General features: G+C 69.3%; 14 protein-coding genes and 1 pseudogene. 6 read left to right on the forward strand and 9 right to left on the reverse strand.

The genetic code is table 11. The features are described from left to right. The 4 genes from bioD to ACFWPJ_RS08145 form a co-directional block, all read right to left on the reverse strand. A partial coding sequence (bioD, locus tag ACFWPJ_RS08130) for a dethiobiotin synthase (protein ID WP_378848706.1) occupies window positions 1-648 on the reverse strand: 648 nt, incomplete at its 3' end. Next, window positions 645-1,799, reverse strand: coding sequence for an 8-amino-7-oxononanoate synthase (locus tag ACFWPJ_RS08135; protein ID WP_378848709.1), 1,155 nt, complete (start codon window positions 1,797-1,799; stop codon window positions 645-647). The genes bioD and ACFWPJ_RS08135, both read right to left, overlap by 4 nt. A gap of 35 nt (window positions 1,800-1,834) precedes the next feature. After that, window positions 1,835-3,112, reverse strand: a complete 1,278-nt coding sequence (locus ACFWPJ_RS08140) for an adenosylmethionine--8-amino-7-oxononanoate transaminase (protein ID WP_378848711.1) — start codon at window positions 3,110-3,112, stop codon at window positions 1,835-1,837. A 64-nt stretch (window positions 3,113-3,176) separates the two neighbouring features. Then, window positions 3,177-3,626 (reverse strand): MarR family winged helix-turn-helix transcriptional regulator, encoded by a 450-nt coding sequence (locus tag ACFWPJ_RS08145; protein ID WP_378848714.1) that lies wholly within the window; start codon window positions 3,624-3,626, stop codon window positions 3,177-3,179. A 23-nt stretch (window positions 3,627-3,649) separates the two neighbouring features. Here ACFWPJ_RS08145 and ACFWPJ_RS08150 point away from each other — a divergent pair. The 3 genes and pseudogenes from ACFWPJ_RS08150 to treY all read left to right on the forward strand — a co-directional run. Further along, window positions 3,650-4,072 (forward strand): annotated as a pseudogene (locus ACFWPJ_RS08150) (cupin domain-containing protein); the annotation flags it as partial. 57 nt (window positions 4,073-4,129) lie between these two features. Then, on the forward strand, window positions 4,130-6,250 hold the full coding sequence (gene glgX / locus ACFWPJ_RS08155; protein ID WP_378848717.1) for a glycogen debranching protein GlgX: 2,121 nt from the start codon (window positions 4,130-4,132) through the stop codon (window positions 6,248-6,250). A gap of 8 nt (window positions 6,251-6,258) precedes the next feature. Continuing rightward, window positions 6,259-8,679: a malto-oligosyltrehalose synthase gene (treY, locus tag ACFWPJ_RS08160; protein ID WP_378848720.1), complete on the forward strand. Its 2,421-nt coding sequence runs from the start codon at window positions 6,259-6,261 to the stop codon at window positions 8,677-8,679. Window positions 8,680-8,685: 6 nt separating this feature from the next. Here the strand turns inward: treY and ACFWPJ_RS08165 are convergent, their stop codons facing one another. Both ACFWPJ_RS08165 and guaB read right to left on the reverse strand, forming a co-directional pair. Beyond that, the gene (locus tag ACFWPJ_RS08165) at window positions 8,686-9,492 is read right to left on the reverse strand and encodes a methyltransferase domain-containing protein (RefSeq protein WP_378848723.1); all 807 of its coding nucleotides are present in this window, start codon (window positions 9,490-9,492) and stop codon (window positions 8,686-8,688) included. Between the two features lie 174 nt (window positions 9,493-9,666). Continuing rightward, on the reverse strand, window positions 9,667-11,211 hold the full coding sequence (guaB, locus tag ACFWPJ_RS08170; RefSeq protein WP_378848725.1) for an IMP dehydrogenase: 1,545 nt from the start codon (window positions 11,209-11,211) through the stop codon (window positions 9,667-9,669). A gap of 217 nt (window positions 11,212-11,428) precedes the next feature. Between guaB and ACFWPJ_RS08175 the strand changes: the two genes are divergently transcribed. Further along, the gene (locus tag ACFWPJ_RS08175; protein ID WP_022567296.1) at window positions 11,429-11,842 is read left to right on the forward strand and encodes a DUF5319 domain-containing protein; all 414 of its coding nucleotides are present in this window, start codon (window positions 11,429-11,431) and stop codon (window positions 11,840-11,842) included. Between the two features lie 123 nt (window positions 11,843-11,965). On the opposite strand, the gene ACFWPJ_RS08180 is transcribed toward ACFWPJ_RS08175, so the two are convergent. The 3 genes from ACFWPJ_RS08180 to ACFWPJ_RS08190 form a co-directional block, all read right to left on the reverse strand. Then, the gene (locus tag ACFWPJ_RS08180; protein WP_378848728.1) at window positions 11,966-13,078 is read right to left on the reverse strand and encodes an anti-sigma-D factor RsdA; all 1,113 of its coding nucleotides are present in this window, start codon (window positions 13,076-13,078) and stop codon (window positions 11,966-11,968) included. Next, the gene (locus tag ACFWPJ_RS08185) at window positions 13,071-13,649 is read right to left on the reverse strand and encodes a sigma-70 family RNA polymerase sigma factor (protein ID WP_378848729.1); all 579 of its coding nucleotides are present in this window, start codon (window positions 13,647-13,649) and stop codon (window positions 13,071-13,073) included. Before ACFWPJ_RS08185 ends, ACFWPJ_RS08180 begins: the two co-directional genes overlap by 8 nt. A gap of 157 nt (window positions 13,650-13,806) precedes the next feature. Continuing rightward, a complete protein-coding gene (locus tag ACFWPJ_RS08190) occupies window positions 13,807-14,640 on the reverse strand; it encodes a hypothetical protein (protein WP_378848731.1) in 834 nt (277 codons plus the stop codon). A gap of 625 nt (window positions 14,641-15,265) precedes the next feature. Between ACFWPJ_RS08190 and ACFWPJ_RS08195 the strand changes: the two genes are divergently transcribed. Continuing rightward, window positions 15,266-15,559 (forward strand): WhiB family transcriptional regulator, encoded by a 294-nt coding sequence (locus ACFWPJ_RS08195; RefSeq protein WP_022567299.1) that lies wholly within the window; start codon window positions 15,266-15,268, stop codon window positions 15,557-15,559. 125 nt (window positions 15,560-15,684) lie between these two features. Further along, window positions 15,685-16,302, forward strand: a complete 618-nt coding sequence (locus tag ACFWPJ_RS08200; RefSeq protein ID WP_378848734.1) for a sigma-70 family RNA polymerase sigma factor — start codon at window positions 15,685-15,687, stop codon at window positions 16,300-16,302. The last annotated feature ends 93 nt before the right edge of the window (window positions 16,303-16,395 follow it).

A 16,395-nucleotide genomic window follows, 5' to 3' on the forward strand; every position in this document is an offset into this window, starting at 1 on the left:
GAACCAGCTCGGGGCCGCGGCGGTGAAGCGGTCGCGGTCCCACTGCCCCGCTCCGGCGGGGACCGCGCCGAGCAGCCGGGTCTCGGTGACCCGGGGCAGGTCGTCTCGATTGCAGAGCGAGGCGAGGTCGGGGGCCGTCGGCCAGGAACCGATGACCAGTCCGGCGCAGGGCACGCCGGCCGCTGCCAGGGTGCGGGTGGTGAGTTCGCTGTGGTTGAGGGTGCCGAGTCGGGCGGCGGCCACGACGAGAACCGGCGCGCCGAGCTTCTGCGCGAGGTCGAGCAGCGTGAACTCCCCCATCCGGACGAGTAGCCCGCCCGCGCCTTCGACCAGGATCAGGTCGGCGTCGCGCAACGCGTCGACCGCGGCGACGGTCTCGTCGAGGGACAGCAGGGGCATGCCCGCGCGCCGGGCGGCGGTGTCGGGGGCGAGCGGTTCCGGGTAGCGGGCGAGTTCGACGGTGCGGGTGACGCCGGACAGGCGGGTGACCTCGGCGAGGTCACCGGGTTCGCCGGGGGCGATGCCGGTCTGGGCGGGCTTGCACACCGCGACCGCCCGGCCCGTGGCCTGGGCGGCGGCGGCCACGGCCGCGGTGACGACGGTCTTGCCGACATCTGTCGACGTGCCGCTGATCAGCAGGAGGCTCATGCCCGCACCACTTCCTTGCCGCGGGCCTCGGCGAGCACCTCGCCGAGAACGTCGGCGATGACGTCGAGTTCGGTGGGCGTGAGGTTCGCGCGGGCGGTCAGCCGCAGGCGGGAGGTGCCTTCGGGGACCGACGGCGGGCGGAAGCAGCCGACGTCGAGGCCGCGTGCCCGGCAGGCCTGGGCGGCGTCGAAGGCGAGCTGGGCTTCGCCGAGCACGACGGAGACGACCGCGGAGTCCGGTTCGGGCACCCCGGCGATCCGCGCGATATCGGCCGCCCGGTCGAGCACCCGCGAGGCCATCGCGGGGTCGCGGCGCAGGAGACCGAGCGCGGCGCGGGCCGCGCCGACCGCGGCGGGAGCCAGGCCGGTGTCGAAGATGAAGGTGCGGGCGGCGTCGATCAGATGGGCGCGGATGCGCGCGTCGGCGAGGACGACCCCGCCCTGGGCGGCGAACGCCTTGGACAGGGTGGCGGTGATGACGAGGTCCGGTTCACCGGCCAGGCCCATCTCGTGGACCAGACCGCGTCCACCCGCGCCGCGCACACCGAGCCCGTGCGCCTCGTCGACGATGAGGACAGCGCCGTTGGCCCGGCTCACCCGGTGCAGGTCGGCGAGCGGGGCCAGATCGCCGTCGGCGCTGAACACCGAATCGGTGAGGACCAGCGCGCGTTCCTCGGAACGCTCCGCGAGCAGGCGTTCCACGGCCGCGACATCACGGTGCGGAGCGATCTCGACCCTGGCCCGCGAGAGCCGGCACGCGTCGACCAGGGAGGCGTGGCTGCCCGCATCGGAGACGACGAGGGTGCCGCGTCCGGCGAGTGCGGTCACCGCGCCCAGGTTCGCCGCGTAGCCGGAGGCGAAGACCAATCCCGTTTCGGCGCCGACGAATTCGGCCAGTTCGGCTTCGAGCTGCGCGTGTTCTGCGGTCGTTCCGGTGACCAGGCGGGAACCGGTGGACCCGGCGCCCCAGCGGCGCACGGCGGCGATCGCGCCCTCGACGACCTCGGGATGGCGGACCAGTCCGAGGTAGTCGTTGGAGGCCAGGTCGATCGCGGGCGACTCGGCGGCGCGCACGCGCAACTGTCTGCGCAGCCCGGCGTCGACCCGCTCGGCCGCGCGCTTGTCCAACCAGCTCAACGGATCCGTAGTCACAGCTGAGGAGCTTACTTGAACGCCGTTCAGGAGTGTCATCCGAGCGAGGCCTTGACCGCGGCGCGCACGGCGCCGGTGATGGTGGCGATGTCTTCGGTGGTGCTGATGAAGGGCGGCATCGTGTAGACGAGATTGCGGAACGGGCGCAGCCAGGCGCCCGCGTCGACGGCGGCGTCGGTGGCCGCGCGCATGTCAACCGGTTCGGCGAGCTCGACGACGCCGATCGCGCCGAGCACCCGCACGTCGGCGACGCCCGGCAGCCCGGCGATCGGTTCCAGGCCCAGCCGCAGCTCGGATTCGATCCGGGCGACCTCGCCGCGCCAGTCCCGCGAGCGCAGCAGGTCGATCGAGGCCACCGCGACGGCGCACGCCAGCGGATTGCCCATGAAGGTGGGCCCGTGCATCAGACCGCCGTGCGCCGCGCTGATCGTCTCGGCGATCCGCGCGGTGCACAGCGTGGCGGCCAGGGTGAGATAGCCGCCGGTCAGCGCCTTGCCGACGCACATCACGTCGGGCGCGACCCCGGCGTGGTCGGCGGCGAACAGCGCGCCGGTGCGGCCGAATCCGGTGGCGATCTCGTCGAAGACGAGCAGGACGTCGTTCTCGTCGCAGATCCGGCGCAGTTCGGTGAGATAGCGCGGATCGTGCCAGCGCATCCCGCCCGCGCCCTGGACGACCGGTTCGACGATCACGGCGGCCAGCTCGTCGCGATGGGCGGCGATCGAGCGATCGAGCTCGGCGACGTAGTCGGGTTCGAAGCTCACCGGGGGCGTGGGAACGAAGACCTGCTCGGTGAGGACGTCGGTCCACAGCGTGTGCATGCCACCGTCGGGGTCGCACACGCTCATCGGGGTGAAGGTGTCGCCGTGGTAGCCGCCGCGCCAGGTCAGCAGCCGGTGCTTGCCCGGCTTGCCGACGCCGCGCCAGTACTGCAGGCACATCTTCGCCGCGACCTCGACCGAGACCGAGCCGGAATCGCAGAGGAACACCTTGTCCAGCCCGGCGGGCGTGAGCTCGACGAGCAGCTGGGCCAGCCGGGTGGCCGGTTCGTGGGTGAGCCCGCCGAACATCACGTGACTCATCCGCTGCGACTGCGCGAGCAGCGCGGCGTCGAGGACCGGGTGCCGGTAGCCGTGCACGGCCGCCCACCAGGAGCTCATCCCGTCGACGAGCTCACGGCCGTCGGCGAGGGTGAGCCTGGTGCCCGCCGCGCTCGCGACGACCAGCGGTTTGGTGGTCGCGGGGAAGCCGCCGTAGGGATGCCAGACGTGTTCGGCATCGAGGGCGGTGATCTGCTCGGGAGTCAGGTCCACAGGTTTCCTCGTCGTCGCCCGGTGCCGCCGGAGCGACGGCCTTGAACACCGTTCAAGTTATCACCTACCGTTCGCGGCCGACGTGCTGATCGGCGATGACTCCGGGAATGCGCCCCAGCGCGGTACGAACGTCACCGAGCGTGGCCCCGCCGAGTTCGGCCGCGATCGCCTCCTCGATCCGGCGAATGTGCTCGCCTGCCAGGGCGAGAGCCTCGCCGCCCGCCGCGGTCGCGACGATCAGACGCGCCCGCCGGTCCGCGGGCTCGGGGCGGCGCTCCACATAGCCGCACCGCTCGAGGTGCGTGACGAGTTCGCCCATCGACTGCTGGGTCATCCCCGCGGCCTCGGCGAGCGCGGTCACCCGGGAGCCACCCGGTTCCAGGTGCCGGAACACGGCGTAGTGCGCGGGCCGCAAGTCGGTCCCGAGCCGGGCGCGCAGCCGGTCGTTCAGCTCACGCTCGTACGCATCGGTCGCCTGGACCAGCAGTTTCAGCAATGTAAGCGGTCGATCCATTGACATAAAGCCCGCACTGGCATCCCGAGATCAGCGAGACCTGGACGATTCGCACCGGCCGGATCCGGTTCCGGATCGATGGCACCGAGATCGTCGCCGGACCGGGCGACACCGTGACCGCGCCGCCGCGCGCCGTGCACGAGTTCTGGAATGAAGCCGAAGACACGGTCATGGATCACGTGATCCGCCCGCCGAAACGGCACTGGGAGATGTTCGAGTTCTGGAGCGGTCTCGACAACACCAACCGAACGACGGCGAGCAAACTGCCGCGCAATCCGCTCGCCCTCGGCCTGCTCTGGGAGTACCAGGACGGCTACCTGGCCGGTCCGCCCGTGCCGCTGCAGCGGCTGATCTTCGGCGGCCTGGCCGCGCTGGCCAGGCGCACCGGCTACGCCCGGCGGCTGCTCGGGGCCTCGGGCGGACCGATGCCCGCTGTCGAGGCATGACGAAGCACCCACCGCGCATCCGCGCGGCCGGGGACCGGATTCCTCTACTGTCGTAGCATGTCGAGCCCGCACGACCGATCCGGTGAGGTGACCCCACTCGGCGTCTGGCCCGGCACCGCCTATCCGCTGGGCGCCACCTACGACGGCGCGGGCACGAACTTCTCGGTGTTCTCCGAGGTCGCGACCAAGGTCGAACTGTGCCTGATCGCCAAGGACGGCTCCGAGACCAGGGTGAATCTCGACGAGGTCGACGGGTATGTCTGGCACGCCTATCTGCCCGCGGTCACGCCGGGTCAGCGGTACGGCTTCCGCATCCACGGCCCCTACGAGCCGGAGCTCGGCTTGCGCTGTGATCCGAGCAAATTGCTACTGGATCCGTACGGGAAGGCGTTCGACGGACAGTTCGTCAACGATCCGTCGCTATACACCTACGGGCTGGATTCGCTGGGCCACACCATGACCGGGGTGGTGATCAACCCGTTCTTCGACTGGGGCGCCGACCGGCCACCGAAGCGGCCGTATCACGAGACGGTGATCTACGAGGCGCACGTCAAGGGCATGACGATGACGCATCCCGACATCCCCGAGGAACTGCGCGGCACCTACGCGGGGCTGGCGCATCCGGCGATCATCGGGCATCTGAAGAGCCTGGGCGTCACCGCGATCGAGCTCATGCCGGTGCACCAGTTCTTCCACGATCACGTGCTGACCGATCAGGGCCTGCGAAACTACTGGGGCTACAACAGCATCGGCTATCTCGCCCCGCACAACCAGTACTCGGCCCGCCCGCGTGGCGATGCCGCGGTCACCGAGTTCAAGGCGATGGTGCGCGCGATGCACGCCGAGGGCATCGAGGTGATCCTCGACGTGGTCTACAACCACACCGGCGAGGGCAACCACCTCGGACCCACGCTGAGTCTGCGCGGGATCGACAATGCCGCCTACTACCGGCTCGACGAGACCGACCCGGAGCTCTACAAGGACTACACCGGCACCGGTAACAGTCTCAATGCGCGGCATCCGCACACACTGCAGCTGATCATGGACTCGCTGCGCTACTGGATCCTGGACATGCGCGTCGACGGCTTCCGGTTCGACCTCGCCGCGACGCTGGCGCGCGAATTGCACGACGTGGACCGGCTTTCCGCGTTCTTCGACCTGGTGCACCAGGACCCGATCGTGAGCCAGGTCAAACTGATCGCCGAACCGTGGGATGTCGGCGAGGGCGGCTATCAGGTCGGCAACTTCCCGAGCCTGTGGACCGAATGGAACGGCAAGTACCGCGACACGGTGCGCGACTACTGGCGCGGTGAACCGGCGACGCTGGGCGAGTTCGCCTACCGGCTGACGGGCTCGTCGGACCTGTACGAGTCGACCGGCCGACGCCCCAGCGCGAGCATCAACTTCGTCACCGCGCACGACGGGTTCACGCTGCGGGATCTGGTGTCCTACAACGAGAAACACAACGACGCCAACGGCGAGGGCAACCGCGACGGGGAGAACTACAACCGGTCGTGGAACTGCGGCGTGGAGGGCCCCACCGACGATCCCGCGATCCTGGAACTGCGGGCCCGTCAGCAACGCAATCTGCTGGCCACCCTGATCCTGAGTCAGGGCACACCGATGCTGGCCCACGGCGACGAGATCGGCCGCACCCAGCTCGGTAACAACAATGTGTACTGCCAGGATTCGCCGCTGGCGTGGATGGACTGGTCGCTGGCGCGAACCAACGCCGACCTGCTCGAGTTCACCCGCACGGCGATCGCCCTGCGCACCGCGCACCCCATCTTCCGGCGCCGCCGCTTCCTGGCCGCCGGACCCGGTGACGGACAGGACCGCAAACGCGAGATCGCGTGGTTCACGCCCGGCGGCGCCGAGATGACCACCGACGACTGGCACAGCGGCTTCGGCAAGTCCCTGGCCGTGCTCCTCGACGGTGACGGCATTCCCGAACCGGGCCCGCGGGGCGAACGCATCAGCGACGACTCGTTTCTGCTGTGCTTCAATGCGCACCACGAAGCGCTCGAATTCGTGCTGCCAGGACCGGAGTTTGGTGCCGAATGGACGCCGGCCCTGGATTGTTCGACCCCCACCGGCGCGGCCGACGCGGTATATCCCGCGGCCGCGTCGCTCCCCGTCCCCAGCCGCTGCCTGCTCGTCCTGCGCCGAACCACCTAGCCGAAACGATGACCGAGACCTACGTGACCGATCCGCTGACCCTGCTGCATCGCGCGCCCATCCGGCCGAGCACGGTGCGCAGCACCTACCGGCTGCAACTGCGGCCCGACGCGCTCACCTTCGCCGATGCCCGTGCCATCGCCGAATATCTGCAGCAGCTGGGAATCTCGCATCTGTATCTGTCGCCGATCCTCACCGCGACGCACGGCTCGACGCACGGCTACGACGTCACCGACCCCACCACGGTGTCGGCGGCATTGGGCGGCCCGACCGGCCTGAAGGCGCTGTCGGACGAAGTGCGCAGTCGCGGAATGGGTTTGATCGTCGACCTGGTGCCCAACCATGTCGGTGTCGCCGATCCGCGGCAGAACCCGTGGTGGTGGGACGTGCTGCGCAACGGCCAGAAGTCCAAGTACGCCAGGTATTTCGACATCGACTGGAGTCCCGGCAACGGCGCGGGCGGCCGGTTGGCGCTGCCGGTGCTGCAGAGCGAGAACGATCCGGCCGCGCTGACCGTCGACCGCTCGGGGCCGGAACCGATGCTGGCGCTGCACGATCTGCGGTTCCCGATCGCGCCGGGCACCGACGGTGACAACGCGCTGCGCATTCATGATCGCCAGCACTACCGGCTGGTGAGCTGGAAGGCAGGCGTGTGCACCTACCGGCGGTTCTTCGCGGTGAACAGCCTGGCCGCGATCCGCCAGGAGGACCCCGAGGTCTTCGAGGCGACCCACCGCGAGCTCGCCGCCTGGTGTGAACACGACCTGATCGATGGGGTACGGGTCGACCATCCGGACGGCCTGTCGCACCCCAGCGCGTACCTGACCCGGCTGCGCAGGCTGATCGGCCCGCAGCGGCTGCTGCTGGTGGAGAAGATCCTCGCCAACCGCGAACCTCTCGACGCGACGCTGCCGGTCGACGGCACCACCGGGTACGACGCGCTCGCCGACCTCGGCGGAGTGCTGATCGACCCGGCGGGCGAGGCGACGATGACCGAGCTGTCCCAGCACGTCGCCGGGCACGGAAGCGACCGGGCCTGGTTCGGCGAGACCGAGCACCGGATCAAGCGCGCGGTGGCGGAAACCATTCTCGCGCCGGAGATCCGGCGGCTGGTCGCCGCGATCAAACGCGACGGGAACGCGGGCAGTTTCGACACGCTCGCGGTGAGCAACGCGACCATCGAGGTGCTGGCGTTCATGCCGGTGTACCGGGTGGACTACGCGCCGCTGGCCGGGATCACCGCGGCCGTGGTCGCCGAGGTGGAGAAGCGCAATGCCGAGCTCACCGCGCCGCTGTCGGTGCTGGTGACCGCACTGGCCAAGGGTGGTGAGGCGGCGACCCGGTTCTCCCAGGTGTGTGGCGCGATCACCGCCAAGTCGGTCGAGGACACCATGTTCTACCAGGGTGCGCGGCTGGTGTCGCTGCAGGAGGTGGGCGGCAATCCGGCGCGATTCGGCCACTCCGTCAACGACTTCCACCTGTCCAACAGCGAACGCTCGCAGCGCTGGCCCGCGACAATGACGACGCTGTCGACCCACGACACCAAGCGCGGCGAGGACGTGCGCGCCCGGATCGGGGTGCTGTCGCAGGTGGCTGACATCTGGTCGCAGCGGGTGCGCGGCTGGTTGGAGACGACGTCGGCGCCGGACGGTGCGACGGCATTGTTCCTGCTGCAGAACATGTTCGGGGTGTGGCCCGCCGACGGGCGGCCCGCGTCGTCGGTGCCGGGGCTGCGTGATCGGCTGCATCTTTTCGCGGAGAAGTCGATTCGCGAGGCGGGTGTCAAGACGTCGTGGGAGGAGCCGGACGCGCAGTTCGAGGCGGCGGTGCACGGCTGGCTGGACGCGGTGATCGACGGTCCGGTCGGTACCGGTATCGGCGATCTTGCGCACGAGCTCGCACCGCATGCCTGGTCGGATGCGGTGGCGCAGAAGCTGTTGCAGCTGTGTGGTCCCGGCATCCCGGACATCTACCAGGGCACCGAGCTGTGGGAGGACTCCCTCGTCGACCCGGACAACCGGCGGCCGGTCAATTTCGCGGTTCGCGCCGGGTTGCTCCAATCCCTCACCGAGCCACCGACATTGGACACCACGGGGGCGGCGAAGATGTGGGTGGTCGCCTATGCGCTGTGGTTGCGCAGGGAGCGGCCGGAGTGCTTCGTAGGCGGGATCTATCTGCCGCTGTATGCCGTCGGGGAGCACGCGCAGCGGCTGGTCGCCTATGGTCGCGGACCGGCGGGCGAGGCGCCCGAGGTGATCGTCGCGGCGACCAGGCATTCCGTCGGCCTCGCCGCGACCGGCTGGCTCGATACGACACTGCAACTGCCGGAAGGCAATTGGATCGACCGGCTGACCGGTGTCACCTTCGCGGGCAGCGTCCGGATCGACAAGCTGTTCTCCCGGCTCCCGGTCGCCCTGCTGGTGCGCTGATGGCGCTCAGGGCCGGTGGGCCAGCACCGCGAACATGGTGACCGACAGGTGGTAGTCCCCGGTCGCGATGCCGTCGGCCACCGCGGCGGTCAGGTCGGCGGCTTGTTCCTCGGTGATCACCGCGGCGGCGCGACCGGCGGCCACCATCTGGCCGACCAGCTGCGTCGTGCTGTCCACGTCCCAGATCACCGCCTGTGAGGCCTGGTCGTCGATGACGAAACCCGCGTTCACCAGCAACCCGCGCAGCAGCCTGCCGGAGCCGGGGTTGGGGGTGCCTGCACGCATCAGATCGGAGAGTGCGGCGACGACGTCGCGGTCACCGGGATGCAGGATCGCGGTGTACCAGTCGCTGTCGACGAGGGCGACGCGGCCGCCGGGGCGCAGCACACGGGCGATGTCGGCGGTCGCGGCGGCCGGGTCGTCGAGGTGCTGGAAGACCCGTTCGCAGCGAACCAGGTCGACGGAATCGTTCGGGAGCGGCAGCTCGTAGGCGGTGCCTTCGAGATATTCGGCGGCGGTGCCGCTCGCGCGTTCCCTGGCCACCGCCAGCATGGCCGGATTCGGGTCGACGCCGACCGCGCGGCCGTGCGGCCCCACCCGTTCGGCGAAGGCGAGCACCTCCGAGCCGGTGCCGGATCCGATGTCGAGGGCGGACTCCCCCGGCCGCGGCGCGAGGGCGTCCAGCACCCAGTGCCGCATCCGGACGACACCGGGCAGCTCGGCCTGCAGGTCGAGCAGGGTGACCAGGAGATCGTCCGCGACACCGGCGGCGTCGGCGTGGAACGAGGGCAGCTGCTCTTCGGGAACGGCCATGTCGATGACGGTACGCCGCACGAAACGCGGGGGGGCGCGGTGGGGGGGGGGCCCGGGTGGGGGGGGGGTGGGGGGGGGTGGGGGGGGGGGGGGCGGGCCCGGGCACTCGTCGGTTGGCGTTTGGGGTGGGGGGCGGGCGCCCCCCCGCCGGCCCCACAAACGCATCTATTGTACTCAGCCGCGCCCGGTGTAGTTCGGGGCCTCGACGGTCATGGTGATGTCGTGCGGGTGGCTCTCCTTGAGACCCGCCGCGGTGATCTGCACGAACTGAGCATTCTGCAGGTGCTCGATGTTCTGCGAACCGGTGTATCCCATCGCCGCGCGCAGGCCGCCGACGAGCTGGTGGATCACCTGGTTGACCGGGCCGCGGAACGGGACGCGACCCTCGATGCCCTCGGGGACCAGCTTGTCCTCGGCGAGCACGTCGTCCTGGAAGTAGCGGTCCTTGGAGTACGACTTGGCCTGGCCGCGACCCTGCATGGCGCCCAGGGAGCCCATGCCGCGGTAGCTCTTGAACTGCTTGCCGTTGACCAGGATCAGGTCACCGGGGGCCTCGGCGGTGCCGGCGAGCAGCGAGCCGAGCATCACGGTGGACGCGCCCGCGGCGATGGCCTTGGCGACGTCACCGGAGTACTGCACGCCACCGTCGGCGATCACCGGAACCCCGGCGGCCTTGCACGCGGCGACGGCCTCGAGGATCGCGGTGATCTGCGGCGCGCCGACACCGGCGACCACGCGGGTGGTGCAGATGGAGCCGGGACCGACACCCACCTTGACAGCGTCCACGCCCGCCTCGACGAGCGCGGCGGCGCCCGCGCGGGTCGCGACATTGCCGCCGACGATCTGGATGCGGTCGCCCACCTCGGCCTTGACCTTGGACACCATCTGCAGCACCTGCGACTGGTGGCCGTGCGCGGTGTCGACGATCAGCACGTCGACCTGGGCGTCGGCCAGCGTCATCGCGCGCGACCAGGAGTCCTGGCCGACACCGATCGCGGCGCCGACCAGCAGGCGGCCGTCGCGGTCCTTGGTGGCGTTGGGGTACTGATCGGTCTTGACGAAGTCCTTGACCGTGATCAGGCCGCGCAGGCGGCCGTTGCCGTCGACGATCGGCAGCTTCTCGATCTTGTGGCGGCGGAGCAGACCCAGCGCGGCCTCGGCGGTGACGCCCTCCTGGGCGGTGATCAGCGGCGCGACGGTCATCACCTCGTCGACGCGGCGCTCCTGATCGACCTCGAAGCGCATGTCCCGGTTGGTGATGATGCCGACCAGCGCGCCGGTCTCGTCCACCACGGGCAGGCCCGAGATGCGGAACCGGGCACACATCGCGTCGACCTCGGCGAGGGTGTCGGTGGGACGACAGGTGACCGGGTCGGTCACCATGCCCGCCTCCGAGCGCTTCACCGTCTCCACCTGGGCGGCCTGATCGGCGGCCGACAGGTTGCGGTGCAGCACGCCCATGCCGCCCGCACGCGCCATGGCGATGGCCATGCGCGCCTCGGTGACGGTGTCCATGGCCGAACTCACCAGCGGGGTGCGCAGGGTGATCTCCCTGGTGAGCCTGCTCGAGGTCTCGACGGAACTGGGGATGAGATCCGAGGCGGCAGGCAGCAACAGCACGTCGTCGAACGTGAGGCCGAGCATGGCGATCTTGGTCGGATCGTCGCCACCCGTAGGAGGGCGCACCGCGATTCGTTCGCCCGACACGGGATTACTCATTCGGATCGACCCCTCCTGGTCGTCGGTAGCAACGTACGCCGAAAGCTGCGATGCGACGGTGCTGAGCGGAAAAGATTGATGGTCGGTGAGAACAAGCTCGCCGACGCCTGCATTCCATGGTATCCGGCGGGCGAACACGCCTGTGAAGTGAGCCCCGCGGCAAACTTGCCCGGTGCATCGCTGGCGCAGACCACCAAGTACTGCGTACCGTGGGGATGTGCGTGACCATCTACCACCTGGCCTGCCGCCGGATCCCTTCGCCGGAGACCCCTCCGACCCGTCTGCCGCGCTCGATGCCATCGAGCCCGGTGAGCCGCTGGATCCTCATGAGCGCCTCGCGGTCGAGGAAGATCTCGCCGACCTCGCGGTGTACGAAGCCCTGCTTGCCCATCGCGGCATCCGCGGGCTCGTCGTCAGCTGCGAGGACTGTCGGCAAGATCACTACCACGACTGGGACATGCTGCGGGCGAACCTGCTCCAGCTACTCGTCGACGGCACCGTCCGTCCGCACGAGCCCGCCTACGACCCGACGCCCGAGGCGTACGTCACCTGGGACTACTGCCGCGGCTACGCGGACGCATCGATGAACGAGGCGTTCCACGGCGACGGATTCGACGGCTTCGACAACTGAGCTGCCCCGCCAGGCCCGCTCCCCCGCACCGGTCACGCGTGCGCGGGGGACGATGGCGCCCGGCTCCGGACACAACGACGATGGCCCCGCACCTGAGGTACGGGGCCCTCGTCGTGGAAACGATCAGGAGGACGGCACCGCGGGCGGTGCGGGCAGGATCGTCATGGCCGGCGGGGTCTGCTGCGTCGGCGGAACCGTCGGCGGTGACTGAAGCGACGTCGGGACCACCGTCGGCACGATGGTGACCGGCGGTGGTACGACGATGGTGGTCTGCGGTGTGGTCGGCTCGACCGTCCCCGCCGGCGGTGTGGTCGGCACGGTGGTCACGGGCGGAACCGTCGGTTCGATGGTCTCCGGCGGGACGACCGGCTTGGTCTCCGGACCGGGCGACTGCATGATCACCGGCGGCTCGGACGACGGATCGGTGGTACCCGTACCGGGGCCCGGTGCCACCGGAGCGGTGGTGCCCGGGCTGGGCGACGGCGAGGCCGGCGAGGTCGAACCCGGCTTGGTCTCGGCAGGCGAGGCCGGTGTCGACGGCGGCAGCTGTGCGGCGATCTCGGGGGCCCGCTTGGCCAGCTCGTCCCGCAGCAGGTTCCAGCGGGCGACCAGATCTTCCCGCTTGCCCTGGTCGTCAACCTGGGTCGCGGTGGCCGAAGCCTGTTCCAGCATCACCCGCGCCTGCTCCGGGTCGCCGCCTTCGAGAAGTTTCTGCGCGGCGACCAGATCGTCGTCCACACGGGCGACGACGGTCGACTGGGCCTGCTCGCTGAACACGACCTCCTTGACCCGCCACAGCGGATCGCCGGGGGCAGCGCTGTAGGAGAACGCCGTGATACCGCCGAAGACAACGGCCAGTGCCGCAGCCGCGCCGAGAATGGGGCGTACCAGCCGTAGACGTCCGCGCGAGGAAGCTCCGACCCGAACCTGCCGCGCGCCGATCTCCTGATTGACCGCCGCGAACACGGTGTCCAGATCAGGGCCCGCGGGCATCGGCTCGGCCAGGAGATCGGCCCGCCAATCCGCGAGTAACGACGCCAGCTGGAATTCCTCGGGGCTGTCGGTACGCACCGGGCCGTCGCTCGCGATCGCGTCGATCAGCGCATCGTCGCTGCGCACCGCCGCAATGTCGACCGGACCGGAATCACCGGCATCCTCGGCGGCGTAGGGACCGCTGTCGTGCGACCCACGCCAAACCTTCCGGTCGCCTCGACCGCGCTCGCCATCCCTAGCCATACATTTCACCTGCCCTCGCCACTTGTGACTTCAGTTTCGCGAGTGCCCTGTGCTGGGCCACCCGTATCGCCCCCGCCGTGCTGCCCACGGCGACTGCGGTCTCTTCTGCTGACAGACCCATGACCAAGCGCAGGATCAGGATTTCCCGATGTTTCTCGGGGAGCGTGGCCAGCAGAGTGTTCATCTGCCTGCTCGTCTCCGAGTCGAGAGCTCGCTGCTCCGGTCCCTGGTCGGTGGATATGACATCTGGTACTTCGGCCATCGCCTCCGCCTTGTGACGGGCGGCGTTGCGATGGGCGTCGGCGACCTTGTGCGAAGCGATCCCGTATACGAAGGCCATGAAGGGCCGACCCTGATCCTGATATCGGGGCAGGGCGGTCATCACAGCCAGACAGACCTCTTGCGCAACATCATCCGCGGAGAGCTGTCCGCGCTCCGCGGCTCCGATCCGAGCTCGGCAGTAGCGGACTACCAACGGCCGGATCAGTTCCAGTACCTGAGCTAAAGCGGTCCTGTCGCCCTGCGCAGCCGCAGCGACGGCGAGGTCCAACTCTTCGCCCATATGCGTCATCGTCAGAGATTTTCCTGGCGTTACGAGTGGCGCGGTCTGGTGTGACCGAGCTTCCACCGAAGCGGCGGAACGGAACTAACAATAGCGACCCGTTTGTCACTCGCCAGCGGGCCTGGCCCCTTCTATGAGACCTCTCAGGAAGATCATCGGGACCGGGTCACGAAGCAGGCAGCGTGAAATCCCCGCCCCACGTGCGGATTCGGGCCGCGTGATCTGCGGCTTCGTCCGCGGCGGCCCGGGCTTCCGCCTGCTCACAGACCCCGGCGCGCAGCATCGCGGTGGCCCATCGCAGGGGCAGCAAAGCATGCTCGCGGCAGTCGGTATCGACCGCGCGAGCCAGTTCCGCCGAGCGGTTCGTGTCGCCGGTGGCTGCGGTCGCCGCGGCGACGAGCAGAGCCGACTTCACCCGGTGCCGCACGGACGGCAGCGCGGCGGCGAGCTCGACCGCGATCTCGGCGTCGCGCAACGCGGGCGCGGCCTCGCCGCCGGCGAGCGCGGTCTCCGCGCGCACCCAGTGCCACCGCACCTCGCACCGGGCCGGGGCTTCGGCCAGCAGCGGTTCCACCCGGCCGAGCAGCCTGCGAGCCAGGGCGAGTCTGCCGGTGCCGAGCGCGTCGGCGGCCAGGCCGGTGAAGGCGTCGGCCAGCGCCTCGGCGCGATCCGCTCCGATGGCGCCGAGCGCGAGTGTCACCGCGCGGCCGTCGCATGCCGCGGCGGTGGCATGGCCACCGAGCTGACGCAGCAGCGATCCGCGGGTGCTCTCGACGCGTGATCGCAGCGCCGGATCGATCCGGGTTCCGGCGAGTACCCGCAGGTCGGCCCTGGCGGCGGCGTATCGGCCCTGACCACCGAGCGCGACGGCGCGGTACCACCGCCGCACGGGGTCGGCCGGTTCCGGCAACTCCGCAGCGGCTCGTCCCGGCGTGGGCCCGAAAGCTGTCGAAACGAGTATTTCGGAACCGATATCCGCGGGTGAGGCCGTTCTCTGCACGACGAGACTGTAGCCGCCACCGCGCGCCCACAGTTCTCGTGATATGTCCCAACCGCGCCAGGGCAGCTACCGATCAGCTTTTGCCGCGGCGGCCGATGTTGCCATCAGGTAAATCTCCGCCCGCCGCCGCCACTACCGCAATGTTTCGAATTCACATGCGTTTCGCGCAATTAACCTCGGCGCCCTGTTTCCGCCATCTCCGCCGAGGCCGCGCGCGAGGGCCGTTGTGATCCGTACCACCCAGCCGGGGCTGGGGTCACCCGGCAGAACCGGCCCCTGAGCGGCGCGACCTGGGAAAATGCCGACCGGCGCGGACACCGCGCGGCGACCGATCCATAGCCAACCGGACAGTATGGACCGAACGAGTGTGAAATGTAAACAGTGCGCAGGTTAAATTTCAGCGTTGCAGATTTGCGGAACCAATGCGCGGAACTATTGACGGAATTTCCCGCCTGCACCTAACGTAGCTCATCGCCGGGGTCGGCGCCGCGCGAAATTGCAGCGACCATCCAACGGCACCGTCAGGCACCGTCGAGCCGGCCACCTCCGATCGAGGTGGCGCGAAGACCTGCCGCACCAACTTCGCTCGACAACGCTGACGAGCTCGCACCACAAGGAGTTCACCATGCCCATGCCCACCCACCTCCCCGGTCCGAACGCCGACGTCTGGGATTGGCAGATGCGTGGCTCGTGCCGCGGCCAGGACTCCGCGGTCTTCTTCCATCCCGACGGCGAGCGCGGCCGCGCCCGCACCGCGCGCGAGATGCGCGCCAAGGAGATCTGCCGGGCCTGCCCGGTGCTGATGCAGTGCCGCACCCACGCGCTCAAGGTCAGTGAGCCCTATGGCATTTGGGGCGGGATGTCGGAGACCGAACGCGAGATGCACGCGCGCCGCAACCGGCGCCGCATGGCCGTCTAGCCACCTCGGCAAATCCGATCCCATCCGCCCGGCGTGGCGTGCCGAATCTCTAGCAAATAGCTGGCACGCGATCAAAGCACCCCCGGGCGAAGGGAGGTCATAGCCGCGGGCTAGATTCGTGACCGATGACACAGAATGGGTTCCGAAGCGAAGCCTTCCCACCGAGCGTGGATTCTGCAGTTACCGCACGCGCGGCCGAAGGAGTCGAGCTAGCTGCACTATTGGAACGATGCGGCCTGTCCGACCAGCATGCCTTTGCCGAACTGTACGACCGGACGTCTGCGCGCGTCTTCGGCCTGATCCTGCGGGTCCTCCACGACCCGGGATACGCGGAGGAGACCACGCAAGAGGTCTATCTCCAGATCTGGCGTACCGCAACGAGTTTCGACCCCACCAAGGGGTCGGCGGTCACCTGGCTGATGACGTTGGCGCACCGGCGGGCGGTCGACCGGGTTCGTGCCGAGCAAGCCCACTCCCAGCGCGAAGTCGCGTACGGGATCAGGGTTCTCGGCAACGAATTCGACGAGGTCACCGAGGAGGTGGAACGCAGACTCGAACAACAAGCCGTCCAGCGCGGGCTCTCGACACTGACCGAGACCCAACGTGAGGCGATTTCGCTCGCCTACTACGGCGGGCGGACCTACGCGGAGGTAGCTCATCATCTCGGCATAGGATTACCGACCGTTAAGTCCCGGATTCGGGACGGATTGACACGACTGAAGAAAAGTTTGGGGGTGACGTGAGATGAACGAAGCCCAGATCGATCTCGCGCACACCGTCGCGCTCGGATTGATCGGCGACGAAGACCATCACGCGATCCACACCATCATCGATAC

Source organism: Nocardia sp. NPDC058497 (assembly GCF_042720195.1).
GTDB lineage: Bacteria > Actinomycetota > Actinomycetes > Mycobacteriales > Mycobacteriaceae > Nocardia.

What these genes read in the sequence shown, in the direction of transcription:
- ACFWPJ_RS08145 (WP_378848714.1), bottom strand. Translation starts at nt 3,626, where the DNA reads ATGGATCGACCGCTTACATTGCTGAAACTGCTGGTCCAGGCGACCGAT.
- glgX (WP_378848717.1), top strand. Translation starts at nt 4,130, where the DNA reads ATGTCGAGCCCGCACGACCGATCCGGTGAGGTGACCCCACTCGGCGTC.
- treY (WP_378848720.1), top strand. Translation starts at nt 6,259, where the DNA reads ATGACCGAGACCTACGTGACCGATCCGCTGACCCTGCTGCATCGCGCG.
- ACFWPJ_RS08165 (WP_378848723.1), bottom strand. Translation starts at nt 9,492, where the DNA reads ATGGCCGTTCCCGAAGAGCAGCTGCCCTCGTTCCACGCCGACGCCGCC.
- guaB (WP_378848725.1), bottom strand. Translation starts at nt 11,211, where the DNA reads ATGAGTAATCCCGTGTCGGGCGAACGAATCGCGGTGCGCCCTCCTACG.
- ACFWPJ_RS08180 (WP_378848728.1), bottom strand. Translation starts at nt 13,078, where the DNA reads ATGGCTAGGGATGGCGAGCGCGGTCGAGGCGACCGGAAGGTTTGGCGT.
- ACFWPJ_RS08185 (WP_378848729.1), bottom strand. Translation starts at nt 13,649, where the DNA reads ATGACGCATATGGGCGAAGAGTTGGACCTCGCCGTCGCTGCGGCTGCG.
- ACFWPJ_RS08195 (WP_022567299.1), top strand. Translation starts at nt 15,266, where the DNA reads ATGCCCATGCCCACCCACCTCCCCGGTCCGAACGCCGACGTCTGGGAT.
- ACFWPJ_RS08200 (WP_378848734.1), top strand. Translation starts at nt 15,685, where the DNA reads ATGACACAGAATGGGTTCCGAAGCGAAGCCTTCCCACCGAGCGTGGAT.